Consider the following 23,168-nt stretch of genomic DNA (forward strand, 5'->3'; position numbering starts at 1 on the left):
AGTTGATATGTTTTATATGCCAACTGAAAGTATAGCAAATAACGAGGTAAAGTCAACGGTTGTGCTCAGGAATCGTGGAAAAGGATTTCGTGAATATGTTCGGCGATATATATAGCAGGGAACTTGATTAATAGCTAACGGATAAATACATGCTCTAAGCGGATAACCTCTACACATTTCCGGATAACCGCATGTCTTGAACGGATAACTTCTACCTATCCACGAAAAAAAGTGCCTAGGACAGATTAATTGCTTCTGTCCCAGGCACTTCATCTATAAATAGTTAATTAACTTCTGGTGCTACAGCATTCGTAGCTAAACGCTGCGTCGTTTGTCTTTTAATCATCTTGTGAGGAATAATAACCTTCCGAGCTCCAATGTCTGGGTGCAAAATAAGATCAATTAAGCAGTTGGCTCCCTCGTATCCAAGATTATAAATATTAATATCCACGGTAGTCATAGGTGGCGTGGATAATTCAGAAATCATCACATTATTAAAGCTTATGATCGAGATATCATCTGGCACGTGAATCTCCATCTCATTTAACATACGCATGACACCAAACGTCATAATATCGTCTGCTACAATAAGCGCAGTCGGACGCTCAGGTAGACTCATTAAGTCAATAACAGCTTCTTGACCACCCTCCTGAAGCTCCTCATGGAAAACAATATAGTCATCCCTTGGCTCAATGCCAGCGTTCCTTAATGCACGATCATAGCCTTGCATATGGTCAATCGTAACAACAAAGTCTAAATTACCACCGATAAATGCAATACATTTGTGACCAAGTAGCAGTAAATACTCCGTAACTGTTTTCGCTGCTTTAAAGTTATCATTATTCACATACGTGATCCCTTTTAATGTATCGTCGTATGGCCTGCCAATAATGACAAAAGGAAACTGCTCTTCATGCAAGTATTTAATAACACGATCCTCTACTTTTGAATAGAGAAGTATAATTCCATCGACTCTTCTACCCTGGACCATGTCCTGTACTTCCTCAAATATCTCATCCTCCGACTGGCCAGTAGATAAATATAAACCATAATCCAACTGATGCACTTTTGCGCTTATCCCTCTAATTACTTCAGGGAAGAAGGGATTTTGGAAGGTCTTATTGGCCGAGTTTGGCATAACAAGCCCAATTGTCTTTGTCGACTTATTCGCCAGACTTCGAGCATTAAAGTTGGGATGGTATCCAAGCTCCTTCATCGCTTCTCGAACGCGTTCCTTTGTCTTTTCACTGATTCTAGGACTATTCGAGATGACTCGTGAGACAGTTGAAGGGGCCACCTTAGCGGCTTTAGCAACATCTTTTATTGTAATCGCCATATCTTTCAATCCCTTCAGATAGTTCGCTAAGTGCGCTCTATTTATTATTTATTGACAAAATAAATATCCAGTATTTACGTATATATACTCTTATTTTCCCCATAGCTGATCTTATTAAAACTCAGTATAGGGCATATTTATAAGAATTCATATAGGTAATTACTTTTTGTTCATAAAAAACGGGGGAGTGCAAATCAGCATCCTCCCCCTTCTAAACCTGTGATTATCCTTTTGTTGCTCCAGCTGTTAATCCGGAGATTAAGTATCTTTGTAAGAAGAGGTATACAAGAGATATTGGGATTGCAATGAGAATTGCTCCAGCTGCAAATCGAGTGAAGTTGTTAGCAAACTGATCGTTTACGAAGTTAAAGAGACCAAGTGCTAGCGTGAAATTCTCTGGACTTCTAAGGACGATACGCGGTAGTAAAAAGTCCATAAATGGCGCCATGAAGTTAAATAATGCAACTACGGCTAAGATCGGCTTCGCTAATGGAAGCATGATCGTAAAGAATATCCGAAAATGTCCTGCTCCATCAATCTTAGCTGATTCGTCTAGCTCACGCGGAATCGTATCAAAGTATCCCTTAACTAGGAAAGCGTTCATTGGTATTGCTCCACCTACGTAAATGATGATTAGACCAAGAAGGCTGTCTAGCATGTTTACTGTGTTAAGAAGGATGTAAAGTGCAACCATCCCCATTAATACTGGGAACATTTGAAGTAGTAAGAACGCATAGAGTCCATTCGTACGCCCCTTAAAGCGGTAACGAGAGAACGCGTATGCTGTAAGACCAACCATAAATGTTGCAATGAGAGACGTCGATACAGCTACTACTAATGTGTTTCGATACCATAGTAGGTAGTTACTTCTTGGATCAAAGAAGAGCCATTGATAGTGCACAAGTGACCAGTTGTCTGGAATCATCTGTGCCCCGAATAAACCGCTGCTTGGATTTAAAGATAGTCCAAACGCCCACAGAAGTGGGTACAAAATGATGACAAACATAATACCTATGATTGTATAAATACCAATCATTTCAAGCATATTTTTACGCTTTTTACTCATTGGCTGTCTTTTTTTCTTTTGCTCTGCCATTAGAATGTCCCCTCCTCTTTAAAGGAACGTGAGCGACGGAATTGGAAGAATGCAAATCCTGCTACAAGTATTCCTAAAATAATCGATATCGCGGCAGCCATATTAAACTGCTGGTTCGTGAATGTTAATCCGTAAATCCAAGAGATTAAAATATCGGTACCACCGGCGGTCTGTCCTCGAACTGCTGGACCACCCTGGTTGAATAAATAGATGATGTTAAAGTTATTAAAGTTCCCTGCATATTGCATGATAAGAAGTGGAGCAGTTGCAAACATAACGTGAGGGAACGTAATGTTGCGGAATTTTTGCCATCTGTTAGCACCATCCATGTCAGCAGCCTCATACCAGTCTGCGGAAATTCCTTGTAGAACTCCAGTAAACAAGGCGTAAACGAATGGGAAACCAAGCCAAACCTGGATCATTATAATAGCGACTCGAGTTGCAGTTGCATCTGTTAACCAAGGCACCCTCTGACCAAATAATGGCTCAATGATCTGTAGGTTAATCGCACCAAAGTTATCATTAAAGAGTGCACTAAAGATAATGATTGTTACGAACCCTGGAACTGCCCAAGGTAAAATAAGTACGGTACGGATAAGCTTTTTAAAGCGAACTCGAGGGTCGTTTACGAGTACTGCTAAGAATAGCGCAAGACCGATTTGTAGTGTTGTAGCTACAAATGTCCAAATTAATGTCCAAGATAATACGTTAAAGAATGTCGTTCTCCACTCATTAATCGTAAATAGCGTTACGAAATTTTCGAACCCTACCCATTCTAATAAGTTTCTAGGTGGTGCATTGTAAAGGTTGTAGTTTGTGAATGCTAAGAAGACCATGAATAATAGTGGGAAAATAACAACGAATATTAATAGGAAGAGACCTGGTCCAATTAATAAGTATGGGAAGCTATTATCCCAAGCATTCCTAAATCCTTCGCGGATGTTTGGAACCTTCCAGCCTAATTGAATTCTCTTTGCGTCCTTAAACGCATCCTGAATGTTTAAAATATAAAATGATAAGAAAAATGCCGTAAAGATTAAAGACAAGATACCGTTACTTAAAAAGATACGGGAATCGTCTTCTCGTGGTACTTCTCCGAGAGTAACTAATCCTTGTAGTCCGGCACTAATCAGTTCAGTAAATGCTACGACGAAAGCAGCAAAGAGAATGAATAAGGCAGCACCTTTTAAAAAGCGCTTGTTGTACGCTTGCCCAAGCCCCGGAATAATGGATAGCAATGCAGCTACAGTAGGATTATGCTTTTTGTTTACGAGTAAATCGTGTTTGTCATTTTTGTTCGTTGCAGCCATAAATGCTTCCTCCAAATCTTATAAAGGCAGGATTGGGGGCGAAGCCCCCATCCCTCCTTGAAATTTATTGCATAATTACGATTTGATCGCGAATTTGTTGTACAGCTTCATCTAATACTTCCTGTGGGTCTTCCCCTTGTGCGATGAAGTTTAATGCGTCAGCGATTGGCTCCCAAACCTGACTCATTTCAGGAATGTTTGGCATTGGCTCCGCGTATTGTGTCTGATCAAAGATCGGAGACATGAACTCATCGTCGATTTCTACAGCTGTGTGCGCAGGAAGCTCACCAGCCATCTCGAAGTATGTTGCAGAGCTTTCTGGGTTTGTTAGGAATAGAGCAAGCTCTGTAGCCCAGTACTCGTGATCTGTGTAAAAGTTTACTAACCAACCTTTGTTACCTGAGAACGAGCTTAGTGTCTCGCCGTCTTGTGTTGGTAGCGTTGATACTGCAAGGTTCTCACCTAGTGCAGCCTCATAGTCAGGAATAGCCCATGGTCCAGTTACTACCATACCAGCTTGCCCATCTGTGAAGAGACCGTTCATTACGTCACCGTCAATTCCCATTGGCATTAAGCCTTCTTCAAACCAAGATCCGATTACTTCCGCACCTTGAACAGCGCCTTCAGAGTTAAGACCGATATCTTCGGAGTCATAAACGCCATCAGCGTCTTGACCGAATACATATCCACCTGGTGCTGTTAAGAAAGGATAAGAGAAATAGAAGTTTGTTGCTTCCATTAAGAATCCGTATGTGCTTCCGTCTGTCAATTCGCGAGCTGTTGCCATTAGATCATCCATTGTCTCTGGAGCATCTGGTACAAGCTCTGTGTTACGGAATAAAGCATATGTTTCTACTACTGCTGGAATTCCGTACTGGATTCCTTCGAAGCTAAAAGCTGTAACTGCTTCTTCATTATATTCAGCTAAACGTGCTTGCTGATCTTCAGTTAACTCTAACTCTGCTGCTAGACCTTGTAGGTGAATGTCACCCATTCTGTCATGTGGCTGGAAAAATAGATCAGGACCTTGACCAGATGGTCCATCAAGTGACATACCTTCTGTTTGCTCAAGCATCGAGTAAGGAGTGATATTTACTTCAATTCCGTGCTCTTCTTCAAAACGAGCTGTAATTTCTTCATAAGCGTCAAGCTGTGCATCCTCATCGTTTACCCACATAGCTAGTGATTCAGGCTTTTCAGGAGCATCGCCTTCAGCAGCTGTATTTCCATCACCGTTTGCTGGCTCTTCGTTGTTAGCTGCATCTGTGTTCGCTGGTTCTTCATTTGCTGGCTCATTAGCCGGCTCGTTTGCATCCGTACCTGTGTTAGCTTCGTCGTTCCCACCGCATGCTACAAGCGTTACTGACAGAGCAGCTAGAGCTAATGAATACTTTAGAGACTTACTTTTTTGCATTTGTATTTCCCCCTTGATAAATTAGTAAGTTCTTTTAGCAAGACGACTGAGTGAGACGAATTAACATGTACAGACATTTGATAACGTTTTCGTAAAAGGCAGTATGTAATCCCTTGATACGTAAGCGTCTTTTATCTGAGCTATTAACTTGTGCACAGACAACCGTTTGCATAAAGAGTGATAAAATAATTTCACCAGTGTGAGTCACTCGTGAAATCGTTTGCATCACTTTATGAACTCATTATACTATTAGCTTTTTAAAAAACACAACACTTTTTTTAAACTTCTTCCAAATCTTTTTAGGAAGCCTGCATAGAATTAGCTCTTTTCTTATGTTTTTTAAGCATTCCAGCAGTCTCTTCTAAGGATCCAACTTCGTTTGCTAGCGCTTGTTGTCTTTCCGTTTGATCGTGAACGATCACTCTTACTTTTCCACTTTTTTCAAGCAACACGGTTGCACTATCTGCTAATTTACCGATATCTCCGACAACCCCCTCAAGCGCATGATTAATATCATTGACCGCTTCCTTCGATTCCATTTGGCTTCTTGTCACTTCCATATTTTCATCCAGAATGGTTCGGAATAGGCTTGACGTCTTTGATGTGTGCTCTTTCATTACAGTTGTCTGTTCAGAAAATTTGTTAAATCCCTCGACTGCTTCAGTCGTTTCTACTAGCAGGGCAGATAATGTTTGCTTCGTCTGGTCAGAAAAATCACTTGCTTGTTTGGACAGCTTTCGTATTTCATTTGCTACTACTGCAAAACTATTGCCAAAGCTTCCGGCTTTAGCTGCCTCTATAGACGCATTGATGGCAACTAAGTTGGTTTGATCTGCAATGGAATCAATTCCGGCCAAGAATGACGTCATTTCTTGCATTTGTTTTTGCATCGTTGTCATATCTGTTGCTGTCTGAACCGTTTTGTTAGCAAGTTCCTCCATATGATCCTCGAGTGATTTAACAGTTACAAGTCCCTCCTGCGATGTTTGGTCCAATGCTCGCATTTTTTCGCTCATATACGCAATCGCTTCATAAATATCCTGAGCGCTGGCTGAGACTTCTTCTGTCGTAGCTGATATAGAAGTAGTATGATCAGATTGCTCTTTTATTCCAGATAATAATTCATCGGTAGTTAGCTGAATGGCTTGCATCGCCTTAAATTGCTCCGCGGATTTTATGGCCGTACCATTTGCAACATCCATCACCTGATTGCTAATCCGGTCAGCTTCTCCGAGTAAATGGTGCAGTTCTCGCCCCATGTTAGCAAGCTCAGCATCCACGTGCGCTAATTCATCTCTTCTGTTAGAAACATGGTGGAAACCAAACTCCCCACCCTTGTAAGCTCGTACTCTTGCTAAAATATGACGAACACCTTTTTTAAACACTTGCGCAAACAAAACGAGTGTCACAAAAGGAATAACGACAATAATAACTAACCCGATACCAGTAACTAATTGGGACATAGACATTGCTTCTTGAAGCGCTAAATTAGCTTCTTCCCTTTCAGTGAGTAAATAATTTTGCATTCTTTCGTCTACATTAATGAGCTGTTCTTCGGTTCTTGTAACAACAGGTACAATCCTTGTCCGTATCTGCTCAATTTCATCACCTACAAAAATAGACGAAAAGTACGTTTCATATTGAATAGAATACGCATTGATAGCGCTTTCAATTGTATCAAAATAATGATCGATCCCCTCCCGATCAGAAGCCCTTTGGCGAAGACCTTCTACCTCTTCAGCAGAATTTACTAGGAGCGATTCCATCCGACTTACTTGATTCTCACGATAGCCTGTTGAGACTAACTGAAGCTTCAACGAGCTAACTTCGTTTATATTGCTTAAAAGATCATTATAGCTTTGTTGGAAATCAGCTACTTCATCTAATGTATTTGTTTGCGTCTGCACCTCGTTATTAAAATAATAAATTAGTCCACCAGAACAGATTGTGACAAGTAACGTAATACAAATAACTCCATACAATAGCCTTACTAAAGACTGCCTTCCCCTCTTTACACCCTTCTTTCCCATATGAATCCCCCTTCATAATACAGATTGTACAAGTTGCGCAATCGTTTGCAATTACAATAGTACCATGATTAAGGGTTCATGACTAGATTCTTTTTCCAATATAATTGAAAAATAAAGAAGACTTCGAACTATATTTTATTTTTCTCTCTCGTATGTAGGAATCCGCCTATACTGCCCAGGAGTCATCCCTTCTTTCTCTTTAAAAAGTCTTGCGAAATAGCTGACATCTTTAAATCCTGTAGCTATTGCTATCGTAGTTAAATCTAATACTCCCTTTTCTAACAGTTGTTTAGCATGACGGAACCTTACTTGGTGCAAATATTGAAGTGGGGTAAGACCAGTTGCCTTTTTCATAGCCCTAGTAAGATGATCTGGATGAAATAGAAGTTCTTTCGCCATGTCTCTAACTTGAAAATCGTCACGATGGAAATGCGCGTGAATATACGTCATACATGAATGAGCAATTTCCTGCGATCGACTGGGCAATTCAATAGCACTTTTTTGCAAATACACAAGAATATCAAAAAAATAAGACTGTTGCTTCATTCTCTCCGTCAAATCACTTGAGCGCTCCGCAGCTAAAAGCTTTTCAAAAAGCGCGATTACCTGTTCAGGATGTTCCATCCGTTTATATCTAGGCAAGCATAGTTCAAAAATATCTGGTGTAACATGCGTATTCGTTTTTAAAAAAATAGCTGCCCAATTAATCTCCCCCTCCTCTTCGAGACGATAGGAATTTGGGAAGGAAAAATGTGCCCAATAAAAAGCGGATTCCTCCTCGCATCCTTTATACCCTTTATGATAGAGCCCTGGGGCTAAAATTAAATATTCTCCTGCCTTAATCTCATACTCTTGATTTTCTTCTTTCATATATATGGTGCCTTTTGTCACAAATAACATATCAAATAAATGAAATGTCCGACCGAAATGCGACTTCCCGCTTGCAAAAGTCGCATTTCCGCATTTTATAAATGTTGGTAATGGTGGTAGCTTGGCTTTTAACAGCATTATTGACCAACCCCTTAAAGTCGTTTTTGTACAATTTTATCGGCTTTTCTGTCTAATAACAAGCGTAGTAATTATGTATGATAGTAAACGTGCACAGAAAAGGTGGTGAATGGCAATGTCAAAAAAACAGGCAACAAAGCTTACATTATTTGCGTTAACATGGCCGATTTTTATTGAAATCATGCTTCATATGCTAATGGGAAATGCAGACACACTCATGTTAAGTCAATATAATGATAACGCTGTTGCAGCTGTTGGCGTCTCTAACCAACTCATGAGTGTTATTATTGTGATGTTTGGATTTGTCGCAACTGGGACTACCGTTTTAATTGCTCAATATAAAGGCGCCGGTGACGACACTCACGCTAATAGAATCGCGGTTGTATCCATCATTTTAAATATTATATTTGGACTATTGTTGAGTATTGCCTTACTTGTATTCGGTGAGCAAATCCTACTTGCCATGAACCTTCCGATAGAATTGATGGATCAGGCATTGATTTACCTTCAGATTGTAGGAGGTTTTGCGTTTGTTCAAGCGTTAATCATGACGATCTCCGCAATTATCAAAAGTCACGGATTCACAAAAGATGCCATGTACGTGACACTCGGTATGAACGTATTTAATGTAATTGGAAACTACATCCTTATTTTCGGTGCATTTGGTGCACCTGAACTTGGTGTAACAGGAGTAGCAATAAGTACAGCGGTCAGTCGAGGTATTGGGACTCTTTGGATGCTTTTCCTTCTTTATAAGAGAGTTCAAGGAACACTTTCATGGACGTTCTTAAAAACCTCTTTCCCTAAACAAGAAGTACGAGATCTTTTAAAAATCGGGATTCCTTCAGCTGGAGAACACCTTGCCTACAATACGTCGCAAGTTGTGATCACCTATTTTATCGCTTCTATGGGAACCGTAGCGCTAACTACTCGCGTTTATACATTAAACATCATTATGTTTGCATTTCTTTTTGCCATTGCAATCGGGCAAGGTACGCAAATTTTAGTCGGCTATTTAATTGGTGAACGACGCCATAAAGAGGCGTATCAGCGTTGTCTTAAGAGCCTTTGGATAGGAATGTCCGTCTCAACCTTTGTCGCATCGATGTTTTATGTATTTGGCGACACGATTTTTGCCATCTTTACAGATAATAACGAAATCATTCAGCTAGGATCTCTCCTTTTACTATTAACGATTATCTTAGAACCTGGAAGAGCCTTTAACCTAATTGTCATCAATTCACTTCGAGCTGCCGGTGACGTAAGATATCCCGTCTACATAGGAATTTTATCTATGTGGGGAGTAGCAGTAACTCTATCATACACGGCCGGAATTGTATTCGGTTTAGGGTTAATAGGAGTTTGGATCGCGCAAATTGCTGATGAATGGCTTCGAGGCTTACTCATGCTTCGAAGATGGCGATCAAAAAAATGGGTAAACATGGCCTTTGTCAATCATAAGACCGAAGAAATAGATGAAGGAGAAAGAAAGGCAAACTAAAAGACGGCGTGTGCCGTCTTTTTTAATATACGTAAAATGGTCCTATTGTATAAGAAGTCAATAGAATGAATGGGACATATTGCACTGTATGAATGAAGACACGATTGTAGACCAAGTAAATTCAAACTAAATTAGCCTATTAGTTTGAGACATTTATAGCTCTAAAGCTATTACTACGACAGATAATCTTACGAACTTTCTCTAGATTTAATCATACCCATCCACCAAGTTACTTAAACTTTTGACAATCTCCCATGATTCTGCTTAAATTAAAGAGGAATATGCACACGTGTATATTTAAATTCAATTACAATTCTAAGGGGGAATGTAAATGAGTAAGAAATTTACATCCATGTTTGCTCTAGTTGCTACAGGTTCACTTCTATTAGCAGCTTGTGGCAATGATGACGGTAATGCAGGGAACACAGAGAATGGTCCTGCAAATGAAGTGAATGAAGCAAATGACGCTAACGAAGGAAACAACGGTAATGCCGCTTCTGGCGACGTTGACGTAAACAACCTTCAGCTTGGAACTGGTTCTGTTGGTGGTACTTACTATCCTCTAGGTCAGGAAATGGCTACAACTATTTCAAACAACATCGAAGGTTTTGACGGGTTTGACCTAAGTGCAGTATCTTCTGGTGCATCTGTTGATAACATCGTTGGAATTCTTCAAGGAGAAATGGACCTTGGTATGACGGTTCACCTTCCTGCTGTTGACTCTCTAACTGGCGCAGGCGATTTTGAAGGCGTAGAAGTTGATAACTTCGGGTTTATGGGTCACATCTATCCAGAGGTTATGCAAATCGTAACTACTGCTGATTCAGGAATTGAGTCTATTGCAGATTTAGAAGGAGCTTCTATCAATATCGGTCCTCCAGGATCTGGTACTCAAGCAGCTGCTCGTTTAATCCTTGAAGCTTATGGATTAGAAGATGGCGACTATGAGCCGTTTGAAGAAGGTTTTGGCGACGCTGCTGGTCGTCTACAAGATGGTAACCTAGACGCATCATTCGGTCTTTTAGGTTTACCTGATAGCAGCATTGAAGAACTATCTATTTCTCGTGATATTACGCTTATTCCAATCAGCGACGAAGGAATGGCGTACATTGAGGAGAACAGCGGGTACGGTTCACTATCAATCTCTGCTGATTCTTACGACTTCCTAGAAGAAGATGTTCAAGCTATGACTGCTTATGCTGTTTTAGTTGGTTCTACTGATACAATCAGCGAAGACCTTGGTTACGCAATTACAAAAGCTCTATTCGAAAACAGCGGAGACATCACTCACCCACAAGGCGCTAACTTAACGACTGAGAATGCGCTTCTCGGTTCTGATGATCTTCCAATGCACCCTGGTGCTGAGCGTTACTTCGAAGAAGCTGGAATTTTAGAATAGTACGTTTTTTATCATACTGAGACAAGCTCGAGGCCGGACCTCTTATTTCTATGTCCGGTCTCGTTGTTTCCGTATATACGCATGTAGAAAACAAAAAGTTTATTAAGCTCTGCTTCTTGCAGAACGTCGACGAAAATGCAGGAGAATCTCCTACCTTTTCGTCGATTCTTCTACATATTGTATTTTCATAATGAATGAGATTAAGTGAGGTGACCATCATGACAGAAGTCAAATCTGATCAGATTATGTCAGAAAAAGAGCAACAAGAAATGATTGCGAAGTACGATAAGGAATCCTCGTATCGAACAGACACGGGTAAATGGAGATGGGTAATCGCCTTTTTAGCGGTATCATTAACTGCTTTCCATTTATACAGAGCTTTACCTCAGGTAGGTGGCCCTCTTGTGTCACTTATGCAAGGTGCTGTTCACTTAGGTACTGCAATGGGTCTTATCTTTTTACTTTATCCCTTTAAACGCTCGGGACTAAAAAAAGTTGGTGTCCCTTGGTATGATGTTGTTTTAGCATTCCTTGGTATGGGATCTGCCTACTACATTTTATTCCGATATGATTGGATAACAGGAGCTGCTAGAATATTAGGCTTCACTACGCTTGATATAATTGTTGCAACTATTGGAATTGTCTTACTACTTGAGGCGACAAGACGAGCAGTCGGTATGCCGATTGTTGTCATTGCCGTACTTGCAATTTTATATGGACTTTTTGGAACGAACATTCCTTACTTTGGACACGGTGGTTTTACATGGGAAGGCTTATCGAGACGATTATTCTTCTCGTCTGATGCAATCTTTGGTACGCCGATCCAAATATCCTCTACGTATATTTATTTGTTCCTCTTCTTTGGGGTTATGTTAACCAAAACAGGAGTAGGACAATATTTTAACGATTTAGCATTTGGTGCTACTGGTAGATTTACTGGAGGTACTGCAAAAGCAGCCGTAGCAGCATCTGCGCTTCAAGGTACCGTTACCGGAAGCTCTGTTGCAAACACAGTTGCATCTGGTTCTTTCACGATTCCAATGATGAAGCGCGCTGGTTTTAGACCAGAGTTTGCTGCTGCTGCAGAAGCTTCTGCTTCTACCGGCGGACAAATCATGCCTCCTATTATGGGAGCTGCCGCTTTTATTATGGCGGAATATGTTGCGAGTGTTAGCTACAGTGACATCATTATTATTGGTATTATACCAGCGGTACTATACTTCACCGGTGTGTTCTTCGGGACTCACTTTGAAGCTAAACGCGCTGGCATTAAAGGACTTCCTAAGAGTGAACTTCCCTCTAGCAAAGGACTATTAAAAGATGCGTATCTTTTAGCACCACTTGTCGTGATTATTTCGATGTTAGTCAATGGATTTACTCCAACCTATGCCGCTCTAGCTGGTATTGGTACTGCCCTTCTCGTAAGCTATGTAAAGAAAGAAACTCGCATGAAGCCTTTCGATATTTTTGATGCATTCGAGCAAGGAGCACGTATCGCTTTACCAGTAATTGCAGCCTGTGCGTCCGCAGGTATTATCGTTGGAATTGTCGTCTTCACTGGTCTAGGAGGAAAAGTAGCTGGAGGTCTATTAGAACTTGCAGGCACTAACCTTTTCCTACTTCTATTCTTCACGATGATCGCATGTATCTTACTTGGTATGGGTCTACCAACGACGGCAAACTATGTGGTAACAGCATCTATTGCTGCTCCAGCACTAATGACATTCGGTGTTGAAGATATTGCTGCTCACATGTTTGTCTTCTACTTCGGTATTGTAGCGGATATTACACCACCTGTATGTCTCGCCGCCTACGCCGGAGCCGGTATAGCCAGGGCAAACCCTATGAGGGCAGGGGTGACCGCCTTCAAGCTCGCGATAGCTGGGTTTATTATTCCATATGTATTTGTTTATAACCCGCAACTATTGTTAGTAGAGGCTGAAGTCTTTACAGTTATCTTACTACTGATCACAGCACTGCTTGGAATGGCAGCGATTAGTGCTTCTATGATGGGTTACTTCTTTAACACATTTAAGTGGTATGAACGCATTCTTCTATTTGCATCCGGTATCATGCTCGTTTACCCAGGTGACTATGTCATCGAATTAAGTGGCCTTGCACTCTTCATTGCAATTGCACTCATTCAACGAGCACGTAAAAAGAAGACAGAAGAACCACAAACAGCTTAACGCAAGAAAAGAGCTGGTCCAATAATTTGGACCAGCTCTTTTTTAATCCCAAAATACATCAAAGGTTTGCCACAGCTCTTCAAGCTCTTGCAGTCTTGCCTCAATTTTTTTATGCTCCGATCTTGTTAATGCCGTAATTATGGCATTTGCTAAGCTCATAGGGGCCGCGTAGGAGTCGATAAATGAATTGATTTCAGTAGCCGTAATAAACCGATGATCGCCATACGGAATTAATGGGCTTAACACATGATCCGTGATAACGACCGTTTTCGCCTCTCTTGACTGCACGTACTTCATAACTTCCACAGTCCTCTTTGTATACCTTGAGAATCCTAGGCCTATAACAACATCCTCGCTCGTTATATCTAATAAGTGCTCAGATACACCGTCAGCTTCCCTAATTAACTCCGTGTTTTGAAGAACGAGATCTAAATAGAATGCTAAGAAAGACCCTATACTGGCTGTACTTCTATAAGCAACAATATAGATTCTCCTCGCCTGGATAAGTTCATTTATAACTGTCTCAAACGTTTCTGGATCTATATCTTGCATCGTAGCTTTTAAATTGTGCACATCATCTGTCATTACTTCATTTAACACATATTTTGGCTCTTCATTATCTCCAATGGTTCTCGCTAAAACCTCAGCAGAAGTTAGCTTTTTTTGCATCGCTTCCTGTAGGTGGCGTTGCAAATCCGGATAACCTTTATATCCTAAAAAGACAGCAAATCGAATAACAGTCGCTTCCCCAACTCCCGTTAGAGTAGCTAACTTGGCCGCTGTTAAAAAAGGGACAGATTCGCGATGCTCGACTAAATAGTTCGCTATTTTTTTGTGAGATTTACTCAGCTTGTGCCGATTCTCCCCAATTCGCTTGTATACGTCTACTTCAGACAATATATTTCCCTCCCCTACCACTTCATTTTACACCTAATTGATTAGGAAAACGCTTACTATTTGAAATATTTCTTTCATTTTTTTCTTGGAAATAATTCTTATAATCCATTTTTGACCAATTTTGTCGTTTATGATTAAATGTATATATGCACTATGAAAGGGGAGATTAGCTATGGCACAACCTAAATACATCATGAATATTGAAAAAGTACCTCACCTATCTGACGAGGAAAAACAAAAACTAAAACAAATTACGGAGAAGTTTGTTTTCCGTGTGAATGAGTATTATTTAGGATTAATTGATTGGGCAGATCCAGCAGACCCAATTCGTAAGCTCGTTATTCCGAATGAAGGAGAGCTTGAAGAATATGGCCGTTGGGATGCATCCGATGAAGATACGAATTACGTCGTGCCTGGCTGTCAGCATAAATACGAGCAAACTGCCCTTCTTATCGTTTCTGAAGTATGTGGCGCTTATTGTCGTTATTGCTTTAGAAAGCGTTTATTCCGAAATGATATTAAAGAAGCAATGTCTGATGTTTCACCTGGAATCGAGTATATTCGCAATCATCCAGAGATTACGAACGTGTTACTTACAGGTGGAGACTCGCTCATTTTAGCTACTCGAAAGCTGCGCGGTATTATCGAACAGCTTCGCGAGATCCCACACGTGAAGATCATTCGTTTAGGATCTAAAATGCCTGTGTTTAACCCAATGAGAATTTACGAAGATGAAGAGCTATTAAAGCTTATCAGTGAGTACTCTACCCCTGAGCAGCGCATTTATGTAATGGCTCATATTAATCATCCAAGAGAAATTACGGAAGAAGCAAAACGAGGCTTCGATGCTCTTCACCAAGCAGGAGCTATTGTCGTTAACCAGACACCAGTATTAAGAGGAATCAATGACGATCCACGTGTACTCGGGGAACTGCTAGACAAGCTATCTTGGGCTGGAGTTACGCCTTACTACTTCTTTATTAACCGCCCAGTAGCTGGTAACAATGATTTCGTCCTTTCACTGAAAGAAGCATATGAAATTGTGGAAGAAGCAAAATCACGCACTTCTGGTTTAGGAAAGCGTGTACGTCTCTCCATGAGCCACACGTCTGGTAAAGTAGAAATCCTAGCTATCGAAGACGGAAAAGCTTATTTAAAATATCACCAGTCTCGCGACGGCAATTACGGTAAATTCATGGTACTTGATTGTCCAGATAACGCTGCTTGGTTCGATGATCTACCAGGTAACGAAAACTACTGGACTCCACCTCAAAAGAAGTGGAATGATTTTAAAGGTGCTAATGAAAAAATTACCGAAAAAGAAGCTTCCTCTACAACATGATCTGAATATCATAAGAAAGATTGGCATGCTTATGCGCGTGCCAATCTTTTTTTTCATCTAAAAAAGCCTCATGAAAGACTTACTTTTATTTAGTACAATAAAGGTAGCTCGAAAGGGGGTCCATCATGAAGGTAGTAGTTTTATTTAGTTTACTTTTTTTACTAGGCTGTGAGCTTTCGATTACGGAAGCAGATGAGCAACAACGCCTTCCTATAGTGGAAAGTATTACACGTCCTCCTCTTCTAATTACATATGAAGACATGATCAAAACAACTAGCGAGCTGACTCTTACCTTTTTAGCGAGTCACACAGATCAATCTGCTTTAACAAAAGAAGCCTATCAATTCCAATGGCCTTCGTACGTGTATGACAGTGAAGGAATTGCTTATAAAGTTGAATCCGTAGCCACTTCATCTGAACTTAGCGATGAATCATTAAATGACTATGAGATGGGTATAACGATGAAGTTATCGCCTCCGCCTGTTGATTTAGAAACTAACAGACTTAGCATCCCTTTTTATATGGTGCCTCGGTTGTATGAAGCGGGCTATCCATTTTCTCCTTCTGAAAATGCATCTCCATTAGTAGTCGGCGATATTTCTCTTTATAACGTTGCAATTGATGACAGTACAATACAATTTGATATGGTTGACAACCATCCTGATAGTTCGAACCGAAATTTACAATACTTGTTTACTCGGATCTCAGATGAACAAGAAGTTTATCCTCTTTTTTCTCGGATAGATGATTCATCAAGCCCAGTTCGCGTGGAGTTAGAATTTGCTGAACCTATTTCTCCAAATGATAGATTTCAGATTGATCGCACCACCGCGAGCTTACCAGAGTGGCGATTTACTTTTGTCATAGCAGAAGGTGAATAAAAAAAACACTGGTTGGATCAATCCCTTCCAGTGTTTTTCTTTGACTTTTTAGATGTGATTTCAAGCTCTTCAAGTTCGAATAGATGATGCATGGCTTCTCGAAAGTTTAAAAAAGTGATAGAGCGAATTTGTTTTGCAACGGAGGCAAAATAGCTAGCGTGTTCATTTTTAATACCCACTATAAATGCATTCGCCCCAATAACATGGACGGTATCAACGAGCTTAATTAAGTTATTAGCAAAGTCCTCTACTTCTACTAACGTCAGACTTGATAAATCAAAGATGCAGTGATCTGCGTCTTTTCTTGTGATTTCGTTTAACACCTTCGATGTCAGGTGACTCATTCTGCTATGTGTAAACGTCCCTGATAAGGGAATAAGCAGCGTATTTTCTAGAACAGTTGGTAGAACCGGCGTTGATAATTCCTCGATTAGCTGTTTATCCTGGGCTTTCTCTCTTGCCTCAAAAGTTACATCCTGCCAGTACAAAATGTATCCGATATGTTGGTCCTTTGAATTATGCACCTTATTTACCATAATGCTTGCAACATAATCTTCAAAAATAGTTATCTTTGCTTGGTGAGGAAACATTCCATCTTTGTGTACCACTTTATGAAACGAAGATGAACTATCATGGATCTCCTTTAGTGATTTTGTGATCAATTCCTCTGGATGAGTGATGGCCAGTCGGTCTGTAAAGAGCGTTATTATATTTTTTGCTGCGTCATTCATCCATAGTAGCTTCAAGGATGTATCGCATAAAAACACATTATCTGTTAGCGTATTTAAGACGCGAAGTGTGTCATCATGAAAAAGATCTGTCTTTGTCATCACTTACTCCCTACTCTCTCTGACTATTTCACCTGTTAATCTAATTGCTTGGCAAATGACACTATATCTTCAAGCATCTTTTTTCTATCACTATCACTCGATTGAATAACATCACCAAAGTGTAGCACGTTTTCAAGTTTCAATCCACAAAAAGTAAAAATATGCTGTTCAATTAAATGGACCACTTGCTCATAAAGCCCTTCCTTCATGAAATCCTCTTTCGGCGTGCCCGTAGTAAAAATGAGCGAGGCTTTTTTGTTACTCATCAAAGGCACAGGCTCTTCACCATCTAGCTCATAAGCTTTACCAAAAGCTAATACTCTATCAAGGTACCCCTTCCCTATAGCAGGAAAGCTCCCCCACCAAAGCGGAAAAACAAATAGAATATGCTCAGCTTCATGAATAAATGCCCACTCTCTTTCAACATCAGACGAATAGATCCCTTTCTGAGTGAGCTCATATTCTTCTTTTGTAAGATGAGGGATAAATGAGATCTCGGCTAGGTTACGAACATTCGACGTCTCTCCAAGCTCTTCTTGTAATGTTTGCAAAATAGCTCCATTAAAACTATCGGTACTGGGGTGCATATAGACAATCAAATATTTACTCATATTTCGCTCCTTCTCTTTACACAAAGATGCCGCGCAGACAGGACGTCTGCACGAACATCGAATTAAAGTGGCTTCATCATTGGCTTACCGAAATAGTATCCTTGAACAAAATCGACGTACCCTCTAACGGCTTCGTATTCTTCTGGAGTCTCAATACCCTCAGCTAATAACGTAGCTCCAAATTCGTGTGTGATATCTCGATAAAGTTTGATTCTATCTAGTTTACTACTATCCTTATGACAGTCTTTTACTAGTTCTCGATCTATTTTAGCCACGTTAGGCTTTAATTGCTTTAACACATCTATTGTTGCATAGCCGGAGCCAATATCATCAAGTGCAACAGATACTCCAGCTTTTTTATATTCATCAAAAATGTATTGCAAATGCTTAATGTCTTGAATTTTTTCCGTTTCGACAACTTCAAAAACGAGGTCAGCAGGGTCTACTTGATATTTTTCAATCGCTCTAAACGTACTCTTTAAGCAGTGCGCAGGATCGTAGATGGATGATGGCAAGAAATTAATAAAGCGCTTTATTCCTTTAGGCAGTAGCTTAGAACTAGTTCTAATAGATGCTATTCTTGCTTGACTATCTAATAGTGATTGGAGCCCGGATTCTTGGGAAAAATCAAAAAGCTCTCCAGGATAAAATGGATACTTATCATCTTTCGCTCTAAGAAGAAATTCGTAACCGTATATCTCTGAAGTAGTCGTTGAGAGAATCGGTTGCATAGCTGATTGAAAGATCTGCTCTTGAATGATCTTTACGTAATTTGGATGTTCAATTTGTTTTTGTAACTGTGATATCGGATAATCAACTCTAGATTGGAATGACTCCATTGTTTGTGGTACTAAACTACCGTAAACGGACTTTTTTTGTAATGGTGAATCAGTAACTGCAGTAACTGTGGCTAAGAGTTCGTTCCATGATGAGTAAGAAATTGAAATAGTACCTTCTGTATGTTCTGCTTGAGGAGTAGTTTGCTGTAATGATTTCCATAGCTCAGGTATGATTTCCTTATCCGTAGCAGTCACTACTAACGTACCGCTATCGTTTAAAGGAATGCTTCCTGAACAGAGCTGACAAGACTGCATATAGTCACCAACTTCCATGTAGTGTTGCTTATGAAGTACCCTCTTTTGTCCTAGGTAAAACATGCTAGTGAAGCTATTAAATGTATAATTGGTTAGATTCTTCACTTATTCACTTATTCATTTATTAAATCACATAAAAATGATTTTACAAAACGCTTTCTTTTAACTTTAAGGCTTTTCCTTTTATTATATACCAATGTCTGATATGATACGAGAAATCACTGAATTTTCATAAATTGAGAGGAGCGATAGTAGTATGGTACTTTCTCAAGAAGAAATTAACGAAAATCTAGAGGATTCAAAGGGCTGGGAGCAAGAGGATCAAAAGATTGTGAAGTCATATACGCTTTCATCCTTTCCTAAAGCACTTCAATTTGTACAGGCTTTAGGGAATGTAGCAGAAGACAGGCAGCATCATCCGCACATGACTATTGATCACCGGAAGGTCACAATCAAATTAACTACGAATGATGAAGGCGGTTTAACTCAAAAAGATTTTGAGTCAGCAGATGCGTATGACAAACTCGTTAAAAAATACGAATAATTTCGTTACTCTATCCGAGTGACCCTCTATCCACTCATGATGTGATATACTTAAAGTATTGGATAATTTGGGGGCGAATGGAACATGGAGTGGCTATATTTATTTACGGCGGCGGTAATGGGAGCAATCTCTCTTTACCACCTATTTACACATCGACATAGAAAAAATCAAAATGACATGATCATCTACACACCTCAAGATAAAAAGAAGCTAAGTACGACATCATCTACTTATAAAGCTTCTGTTATCGCAGCGTGGGCAGTGATTATTTTAAGCTTTGTATTAGTCATAGAAGTGTTTATCAGTTTTACAATAGCATCTGCTTTGTTTTTTACCGTCTTAGCTCTTGGCGCTTTTGTTTTAATGACCCTTGATCGCATCTTTCAAGTTCAAGGGGATGCTCTTATTTTTGCTGGATATTATGCAAAATGGGGTCGCATTCAATTTCTTGAATGGGGTAAAAAAAGAGGTAATCGCCGTCAGCTAATCATGACGCTTGCAAAAGGACAGCGAATCAAAACGACAGTTGATGAAAAACATAAAGCAGAAATTGAAGATTTATTAAAAGACTATGTGTCATTTCAAGCAACGAAGCACACATAATTTGACACAAAAAAGCAGGAGCGAGTGCTCCTGCTTTTTTGTGTCTTTATTATTTACCTGTACTGGCAAAGGTTTCGATTCTTGCAGCAATTTCGTCTCTAACACGCTCAAAGAATGCCCACTTCTCCTCTTCTGAACCTGTCGCTTGAGCCGGGTCATCAAATCCCCAATGAGCTCGTTCTTTATGAGGTGGTGTTGCAGGACAAACATCATTCGCATGTCCACATAGTGTGACAACAAAATCTGCTTTATCTAGAAGTTCAGGATCTATCGTATCGGATGTTTGATTAGAGATGTCAACACCAGCTTCCTTCATAGCACGTACTGCATTTGGATTTACCCCATGTGCTTCAATTCCCGCTGAATACACATCCCACTTATCGCTTAAATAATGCTTTCCAAACCCTTCAGCCATTTGGCTTCGACAAGAGTTACCTGTGCACAAAAAATAAATAATTGGTTTAGCCATACTACCATGCTCCTCTTCTAATGTTTATATAATAATACACTTATATAATAACATAAAAAAATGAACATTTATCTAACTGTGTTTATCTTAGCAACAAGAGACTCGTTGACCCTTACTTTCAAGCTCGTCTAGAAGAGGCTTAGGATTTGGCAACTCTTTTATTAAGCAGCTAATAAGACCATAATACTCAGAATCTACATTTAACGAATAGTATACCCATTGTCCATGTTTGCGCTCTTTGACGACACCTTTATCTCGAAGTTTGCGTAAATGTTGACTAATAGACGGTTGACTCGATTGAAAAATATCAACAAACTCACATACACATATCTCGTCAATTGCTAAAAGCGATACCATTTGTAAACGTGTCTTATCTCCTAACAGTTTAAAGATCGATGCAGCATCATTAATGGAAATTTGTTCTTTAATCATGATAACTCCTCCTTTAACACTTGTATAATTGTCTTTACTGCTTTGAGCTGAGTTTCTACATCCATTGAGGCTAGATGCGGTTTAGCTACTGTCATTGCAGGACTCGCCGGCACATGTATAAAGCCTGTAAAGCGACAAGTAGAGACATTTTTAGCATGAGCCAGCGCCTGGTACATCGTGGTATTACATATATACGTACCTGCCGTATTAGACACCTCTGAAGGGATGCCACCTTCTACTAGTCGTGAAACAATCGTTCGATACGGTAATGTAGTAAAAATAGCGTCAGGACCTTCAGGATCAATTTTACGATCAACAGGAGCGTGACCATTATTATCAGAACGGTCCGCTGCAACATCTTGAATATTAATAGCAATTCTTTCAACGGAAATAGCAGATCTTCCTACAGCTACTCCTAAAGAAAGAACCGCATCAGGTTTCCATTCATCCATATTCTTTTTAAGAGCATCAAAGCAAGACTCATATACCACAGGCAGCACCAAACTTCGTATGTCGACTCCTTCAAACCCTTCTTCTTTAATCTTAATTACAAGTTCTTCAGTAGGATTACGGTCGAGTTCTCCAAATGGTTCAAATCCAGTCAATAGTAGTTTCACAGTTCATCAACACTCCTTCTCTACTTCTCTATTGTCTCTTTTATCAGGATTTTTTTCAACTACTCTCCCCCTTCTATTTAGTGAAGATGTACTTATGTGGCGAAAGGGGGTGAGAAAATGAACACACTACTTACTGAAACTAGATTAAACCTGACGTTCTTTAAAGGATTAGACGAGGATAATAAAGAAGTATTTGCTACTCGTCAAATCCGAAATTTGCGTGAAGACGCTTCGTCCGAAGCGTTACATGCTGTTGCAACTGCTATGGCTTCACTTACACAAGACCAGCTAGTTAAAATCGAACGAGCTAATACGTATGAAATTTTAGCATAATATTAATCATGAAGGAGAGCGATAATGATGAGCAAACGACTCGAATTATTATTTACAAACGAGGGAGATCGATCAGTAACTATTGCAGTGGATGATCCTATTTATCCAGTTAATGATGAGCTAGTTAATCAAGTCATGGACACAATTCTTGCCGAGGATGCTTTCACATCGAACTTTGGTCATCTCGTTTCAAAACGCGGTGCACGTATTGTAGAAAGAACAGTCGAGCCAATTACTATTTCTATGTAAATCTAACAAGAACGCGCTGTGAGTAATTCACAGCGCGTTCTGTACTAGTTAAGGAGGCGATAAAGAATGGAAATAGACGTATTCATGCAGCTATGGAGTGAGTTCGGCTTTCCGATGACTGTTACCTTATACCTTTTGTATCGGATTGAGAAAAAACTTGATACTGTTAACTCTTCTATTCAAAGATTAAATATTCCTCTACAAAAACGTCATGTATCATAAAAAAAGAACGGCTTAAAAAGCCGTTCTTTTTTTATCGCGTATAGCGCACTGATGACACTGCCCAAGTATCTTCATCACTTTGAGCAAGCTTAATTTCAACTGTACTAGTTAAATCAAACGAGTCTTCATCCGTTAAATAAAATTCATACTCAACTGTATACTCGCCTTCCTCTAAAGTAGCAAGTCGTTGTTGAACCATATAGGTTGGATGCATTTGTAAAAAATGAAAGGATTGAGTTAATCCTTCTGATTCTTCAAATGTGAGAATATTTTTCTCTCTATCAATTTCAAAATGATCTTGAGTGAGAGTCTCTAATGCAAGGTGATCCTCTTCATGCATGGCCTTGAGGAAAGAGAGTGTTTGACGATCTAAACGAGCCTTTTGAGCCATCTCACTTTCGAAAGAAGCTTCGAGCTCAATAGCCTGCTGCTTATATGTGAGTATATTATCTTTTAATAGTTGATTCTCCTCTTCAACCTCTTTCATTTCTATGAGTAACGCCTCTTTTTCTTTTAACTCCCGCTCAAGAGATTCAGTAAGACGATCGTTGGTCGCAATTAAAGACGCCATATCCTCTTCCTGCTGAGATACCCCATCAGAACTATCGTTCGAACAAGCAGTCATTATGAGAAGTAGTAATATCCAGAGGTAGCTTGCGTGTATCTTCATAAGTTAACTCCTTTTCTTGCCCTTTTGTAAAAATTGTAAACCATCTATTACCTCTGTTAACTATACACGCTTCTTCTAAGAATAACCACCC

24 protein-coding genes are annotated in these 23,168 nt (G+C 39.8%); 10 read left to right on the plus strand and 14 right to left on the minus strand.

Annotated features, from left to right (window positions below):
- Nucleotides 1-283: 283 nt before the first annotated feature.
- From FLK61_RS12760 to FLK61_RS12785, 6 genes are all read right to left on the minus strand, one after another.
- Entirely contained in the window at nt 284-1,336 is a 1,053-nt protein-coding gene (locus FLK61_RS12760; RefSeq protein ID WP_176009780.1) for a LacI family DNA-binding transcriptional regulator, read from the minus strand.
- Between the two features lie 223 nt (nt 1,337-1,559).
- On the minus strand, nt 1,560-2,402 hold the full coding sequence (locus FLK61_RS12765) for a sugar ABC transporter permease (protein WP_176011238.1): 843 nt from the start codon (nt 2,400-2,402) through the stop codon (nt 1,560-1,562).
- 29 nt (nt 2,403-2,431) lie between these two features.
- Nucleotides 2,432-3,742: a sugar ABC transporter permease gene (locus FLK61_RS12770; RefSeq protein ID WP_176009781.1), complete on the minus strand. Its 1,311-nt coding sequence runs from the start codon at nt 3,740-3,742 to the stop codon at nt 2,432-2,434.
- A gap of 64 nt (nt 3,743-3,806) precedes the next feature.
- Complete coding sequence (locus tag FLK61_RS12775) at nt 3,807-5,156, minus strand: sugar ABC transporter substrate-binding protein (protein WP_176009782.1); 1,350 nt, start codon at nt 5,154-5,156, stop codon at nt 3,807-3,809.
- 299 nt (nt 5,157-5,455) lie between these two features.
- Nucleotides 5,456-7,186, minus strand: coding sequence for a methyl-accepting chemotaxis protein (locus FLK61_RS12780; protein ID WP_176009783.1), 1,731 nt, complete (start codon nt 7,184-7,186; stop codon nt 5,456-5,458).
- A 135-nt stretch (nt 7,187-7,321) separates the two neighbouring features.
- Nucleotides 7,322-8,194 carry a helix-turn-helix domain-containing protein gene (locus tag FLK61_RS12785; RefSeq protein ID WP_176009784.1) on the minus strand — a complete coding sequence of 291 codons (873 nt, stop codon included), beginning with the start codon at nt 8,192-8,194 and terminating at the stop codon, nt 7,322-7,324.
- A gap of 109 nt (nt 8,195-8,303) precedes the next feature.
- Here FLK61_RS12785 and FLK61_RS12790 point away from each other — a divergent pair, with 109 nt between their 5' ends.
- The 3 genes from FLK61_RS12790 to FLK61_RS12800 all read left to right on the plus strand — a co-directional run bounded on the left by FLK61_RS12790 (nt 8,304) and on the right by FLK61_RS12800 (nt 13,283).
- Complete coding sequence (locus FLK61_RS12790) at nt 8,304-9,695, plus strand: MATE family efflux transporter (RefSeq protein WP_430708755.1); 1,392 nt, start codon at nt 8,304-8,306, stop codon at nt 9,693-9,695.
- A gap of 331 nt (nt 9,696-10,026) precedes the next feature.
- The gene (locus FLK61_RS12795; RefSeq protein ID WP_176009786.1) at nt 10,027-11,094 is read left to right on the plus strand and encodes a TAXI family TRAP transporter solute-binding subunit; all 1,068 of its coding nucleotides are present in this window, start codon (nt 10,027-10,029) and stop codon (nt 11,092-11,094) included.
- 218 nt (nt 11,095-11,312) lie between these two features.
- Nucleotides 11,313-13,283, plus strand: coding sequence for a TRAP transporter permease (locus FLK61_RS12800; protein WP_176009787.1), 1,971 nt, complete (start codon nt 11,313-11,315; stop codon nt 13,281-13,283).
- Between the two features lie 42 nt (nt 13,284-13,325).
- Here the strand turns inward: FLK61_RS12800 and FLK61_RS12805 are convergent, their stop codons facing one another.
- A complete protein-coding gene (locus tag FLK61_RS12805; protein ID WP_176009788.1) occupies nt 13,326-14,180 on the minus strand; it encodes a MurR/RpiR family transcriptional regulator in 855 nt (284 codons plus the stop codon).
- Between the two features lie 172 nt (nt 14,181-14,352).
- On the opposite strand from FLK61_RS12805, the gene FLK61_RS12810 reads away from it, so the two are divergent.
- Together FLK61_RS12810 and FLK61_RS12815 are read left to right on the plus strand one after the other, a co-directional pair.
- Nucleotides 14,353-15,522: a KamA family radical SAM protein gene (locus FLK61_RS12810; RefSeq protein WP_176009789.1), complete on the plus strand. Its 1,170-nt coding sequence runs from the start codon at nt 14,353-14,355 to the stop codon at nt 15,520-15,522.
- 125 nt (nt 15,523-15,647) lie between these two features.
- Nucleotides 15,648-16,403, plus strand: a complete 756-nt coding sequence (locus FLK61_RS12815; RefSeq protein ID WP_176009790.1) for a hypothetical protein — start codon at nt 15,648-15,650, stop codon at nt 16,401-16,403.
- Between the two features lie 17 nt (nt 16,404-16,420).
- Here the strand turns inward: FLK61_RS12815 and FLK61_RS12820 are convergent, their stop codons facing one another.
- From FLK61_RS12820 to FLK61_RS12830, 3 genes are all read right to left on the minus strand, one after another.
- Nucleotides 16,421-17,233, minus strand: coding sequence for an STAS domain-containing protein (locus FLK61_RS12820; protein WP_176009791.1), 813 nt, complete (start codon nt 17,231-17,233; stop codon nt 16,421-16,423).
- A 35-nt stretch (nt 17,234-17,268) separates the two neighbouring features.
- Nucleotides 17,269-17,844 (minus strand): NAD(P)H-dependent oxidoreductase, encoded by a 576-nt coding sequence (locus FLK61_RS12825; RefSeq protein ID WP_176009792.1) that lies wholly within the window; start codon nt 17,842-17,844, stop codon nt 17,269-17,271.
- Nucleotides 17,845-17,906: 62 nt separating this feature from the next.
- The gene (locus FLK61_RS12830; protein WP_176009793.1) at nt 17,907-18,956 is read right to left on the minus strand and encodes an EAL domain-containing protein; all 1,050 of its coding nucleotides are present in this window, start codon (nt 18,954-18,956) and stop codon (nt 17,907-17,909) included.
- Between the two features lie 238 nt (nt 18,957-19,194).
- Here FLK61_RS12830 and FLK61_RS12835 point away from each other — a divergent pair, with 238 nt between their 5' ends.
- Nucleotides 19,195-19,482: a 4a-hydroxytetrahydrobiopterin dehydratase gene (locus tag FLK61_RS12835; protein ID WP_176009794.1), complete on the plus strand. Its 288-nt coding sequence runs from the start codon at nt 19,195-19,197 to the stop codon at nt 19,480-19,482.
- Nucleotides 19,483-19,566: 84 nt separating this feature from the next.
- Nucleotides 19,567-20,085 carry a DUF5673 domain-containing protein gene (locus tag FLK61_RS12840; RefSeq protein WP_176009795.1) on the plus strand — a complete coding sequence of 173 codons (519 nt, stop codon included), beginning with the start codon at nt 19,567-19,569 and terminating at the stop codon, nt 20,083-20,085.
- Nucleotides 20,086-20,134: 49 nt separating this feature from the next.
- Here the strand turns inward: FLK61_RS12840 and arsC are convergent, their stop codons facing one another.
- From arsC to FLK61_RS12855, 3 genes are all read right to left on the minus strand, one after another.
- A complete protein-coding gene (gene arsC, locus FLK61_RS12845; RefSeq protein ID WP_176009796.1) occupies nt 20,135-20,554 on the minus strand; it encodes an arsenate reductase (thioredoxin) in 420 nt (139 codons plus the stop codon).
- An 87-nt stretch (nt 20,555-20,641) separates the two neighbouring features.
- Entirely contained in the window at nt 20,642-20,986 is a 345-nt protein-coding gene (locus FLK61_RS12850; protein WP_176009797.1) for an ArsR/SmtB family transcription factor, read from the minus strand.
- Nucleotides 20,983-21,603: a pyroglutamyl-peptidase I gene (locus FLK61_RS12855; RefSeq protein WP_176009798.1), complete on the minus strand. Its 621-nt coding sequence runs from the start codon at nt 21,601-21,603 to the stop codon at nt 20,983-20,985. The genes FLK61_RS12850 and FLK61_RS12855 overlap by 4 nt, the downstream gene beginning before the upstream one ends.
- A gap of 117 nt (nt 21,604-21,720) precedes the next feature.
- Here FLK61_RS12855 and FLK61_RS12860 point away from each other — a divergent pair, with 117 nt between their 5' ends.
- From FLK61_RS12860 to FLK61_RS12870, 3 genes are all read left to right on the plus strand, one after another.
- On the plus strand, nt 21,721-21,936 hold the full coding sequence (locus FLK61_RS12860) for a DUF1659 domain-containing protein (protein WP_176009799.1): 216 nt from the start codon (nt 21,721-21,723) through the stop codon (nt 21,934-21,936).
- A 24-nt stretch (nt 21,937-21,960) separates the two neighbouring features.
- A complete protein-coding gene (locus FLK61_RS12865; RefSeq protein ID WP_347338964.1) occupies nt 21,961-22,185 on the plus strand; it encodes a DUF2922 domain-containing protein in 225 nt (74 codons plus the stop codon).
- 66 nt (nt 22,186-22,251) lie between these two features.
- A complete protein-coding gene (locus tag FLK61_RS12870; protein ID WP_430708757.1) occupies nt 22,252-22,407 on the plus strand; it encodes a YvrJ family protein in 156 nt (51 codons plus the stop codon).
- Nucleotides 22,408-22,438: 31 nt separating this feature from the next.
- Here the strand turns inward: FLK61_RS12870 and FLK61_RS12875 are convergent, their stop codons facing one another.
- The gene (locus tag FLK61_RS12875) at nt 22,439-23,077 is read right to left on the minus strand and encodes an MreC domain-containing protein (protein WP_176009800.1); all 639 of its coding nucleotides are present in this window, start codon (nt 23,075-23,077) and stop codon (nt 22,439-22,441) included.
- Between the last annotated feature and the right edge of the window lie 91 nt (nt 23,078-23,168).

Source organism: Paenalkalicoccus suaedae (genome assembly GCF_006965545.2).
GTDB classification, from domain to species: domain Bacteria; phylum Bacillota; class Bacilli; order Bacillales; family Salisediminibacteriaceae; genus Paenalkalicoccus; species Paenalkalicoccus suaedae.

Bases quoted from the DNA above. Each gene is read 5' to 3' on its own strand.
- FLK61_RS12760 (WP_176009780.1), bottom strand. From the start codon at position 1,336: ATGGCGATTACAATAAAAGATGTTGCTAAAGCCGCTAAGGTGGCCCCT.
- FLK61_RS12765 (WP_176011238.1), bottom strand. From the start codon at position 2,402: ATGAGTAAAAAGCGTAAAAATATGCTTGAAATGATTGGTATTTATACA.
- FLK61_RS12770 (WP_176009781.1), bottom strand. From the start codon at position 3,742: ATGGCTGCAACGAACAAAAATGACAAACACGATTTACTCGTAAACAAA.
- FLK61_RS12775 (WP_176009782.1), bottom strand. From the start codon at position 5,156: ATGCAAAAAAGTAAGTCTCTAAAGTATTCATTAGCTCTAGCTGCTCTG.
- FLK61_RS12780 (WP_176009783.1), bottom strand. From the start codon at position 7,186: ATGGGAAAGAAGGGTGTAAAGAGGGGAAGGCAGTCTTTAGTAAGGCTA.
- FLK61_RS12785 (WP_176009784.1), bottom strand. From the start codon at position 8,194: ATGCTGTTAAAAGCCAAGCTACCACCATTACCAACATTTATAAAATGC.
- FLK61_RS12790 (WP_430708755.1), top strand. From the start codon at position 8,304: ATGGCAATGTCAAAAAAACAGGCAACAAAGCTTACATTATTTGCGTTA.
- FLK61_RS12795 (WP_176009786.1), top strand. From the start codon at position 10,027: ATGAGTAAGAAATTTACATCCATGTTTGCTCTAGTTGCTACAGGTTCA.
- FLK61_RS12800 (WP_176009787.1), top strand. From the start codon at position 11,313: ATGACAGAAGTCAAATCTGATCAGATTATGTCAGAAAAAGAGCAACAA.
- FLK61_RS12810 (WP_176009789.1), top strand. From the start codon at position 14,353: ATGGCACAACCTAAATACATCATGAATATTGAAAAAGTACCTCACCTA.
- FLK61_RS12815 (WP_176009790.1), top strand. From the start codon at position 15,648: ATGAAGGTAGTAGTTTTATTTAGTTTACTTTTTTTACTAGGCTGTGAG.
- FLK61_RS12820 (WP_176009791.1), bottom strand. From the start codon at position 17,233: ATGACAAAGACAGATCTTTTTCATGATGACACACTTCGCGTCTTAAAT.
- FLK61_RS12825 (WP_176009792.1), bottom strand. From the start codon at position 17,844: ATGAGTAAATATTTGATTGTCTATATGCACCCCAGTACCGATAGTTTT.
- FLK61_RS12830 (WP_176009793.1), bottom strand. From the start codon at position 18,956: ATGGAAGTTGGTGACTATATGCAGTCTTGTCAGCTCTGTTCAGGAAGC.
- FLK61_RS12835 (WP_176009794.1), top strand. From the start codon at position 19,195: ATGGTACTTTCTCAAGAAGAAATTAACGAAAATCTAGAGGATTCAAAG.
- FLK61_RS12840 (WP_176009795.1), top strand. From the start codon at position 19,567: ATGGAGTGGCTATATTTATTTACGGCGGCGGTAATGGGAGCAATCTCT.
- arsC (WP_176009796.1), bottom strand. From the start codon at position 20,554: ATGGCTAAACCAATTATTTATTTTTTGTGCACAGGTAACTCTTGTCGA.
- FLK61_RS12850 (WP_176009797.1), bottom strand. From the start codon at position 20,986: ATGATTAAAGAACAAATTTCCATTAATGATGCTGCATCGATCTTTAAA.
- FLK61_RS12860 (WP_176009799.1), top strand. From the start codon at position 21,721: ATGAACACACTACTTACTGAAACTAGATTAAACCTGACGTTCTTTAAA.
- FLK61_RS12865 (WP_347338964.1), top strand. From the start codon at position 21,961: ATGATGAGCAAACGACTCGAATTATTATTTACAAACGAGGGAGATCGA.
- FLK61_RS12870 (WP_430708757.1), top strand. From the start codon at position 22,252: ATGGAAATAGACGTATTCATGCAGCTATGGAGTGAGTTCGGCTTTCCG.
- FLK61_RS12875 (WP_176009800.1), bottom strand. From the start codon at position 23,077: ATGAAGATACACGCAAGCTACCTCTGGATATTACTACTTCTCATAATG.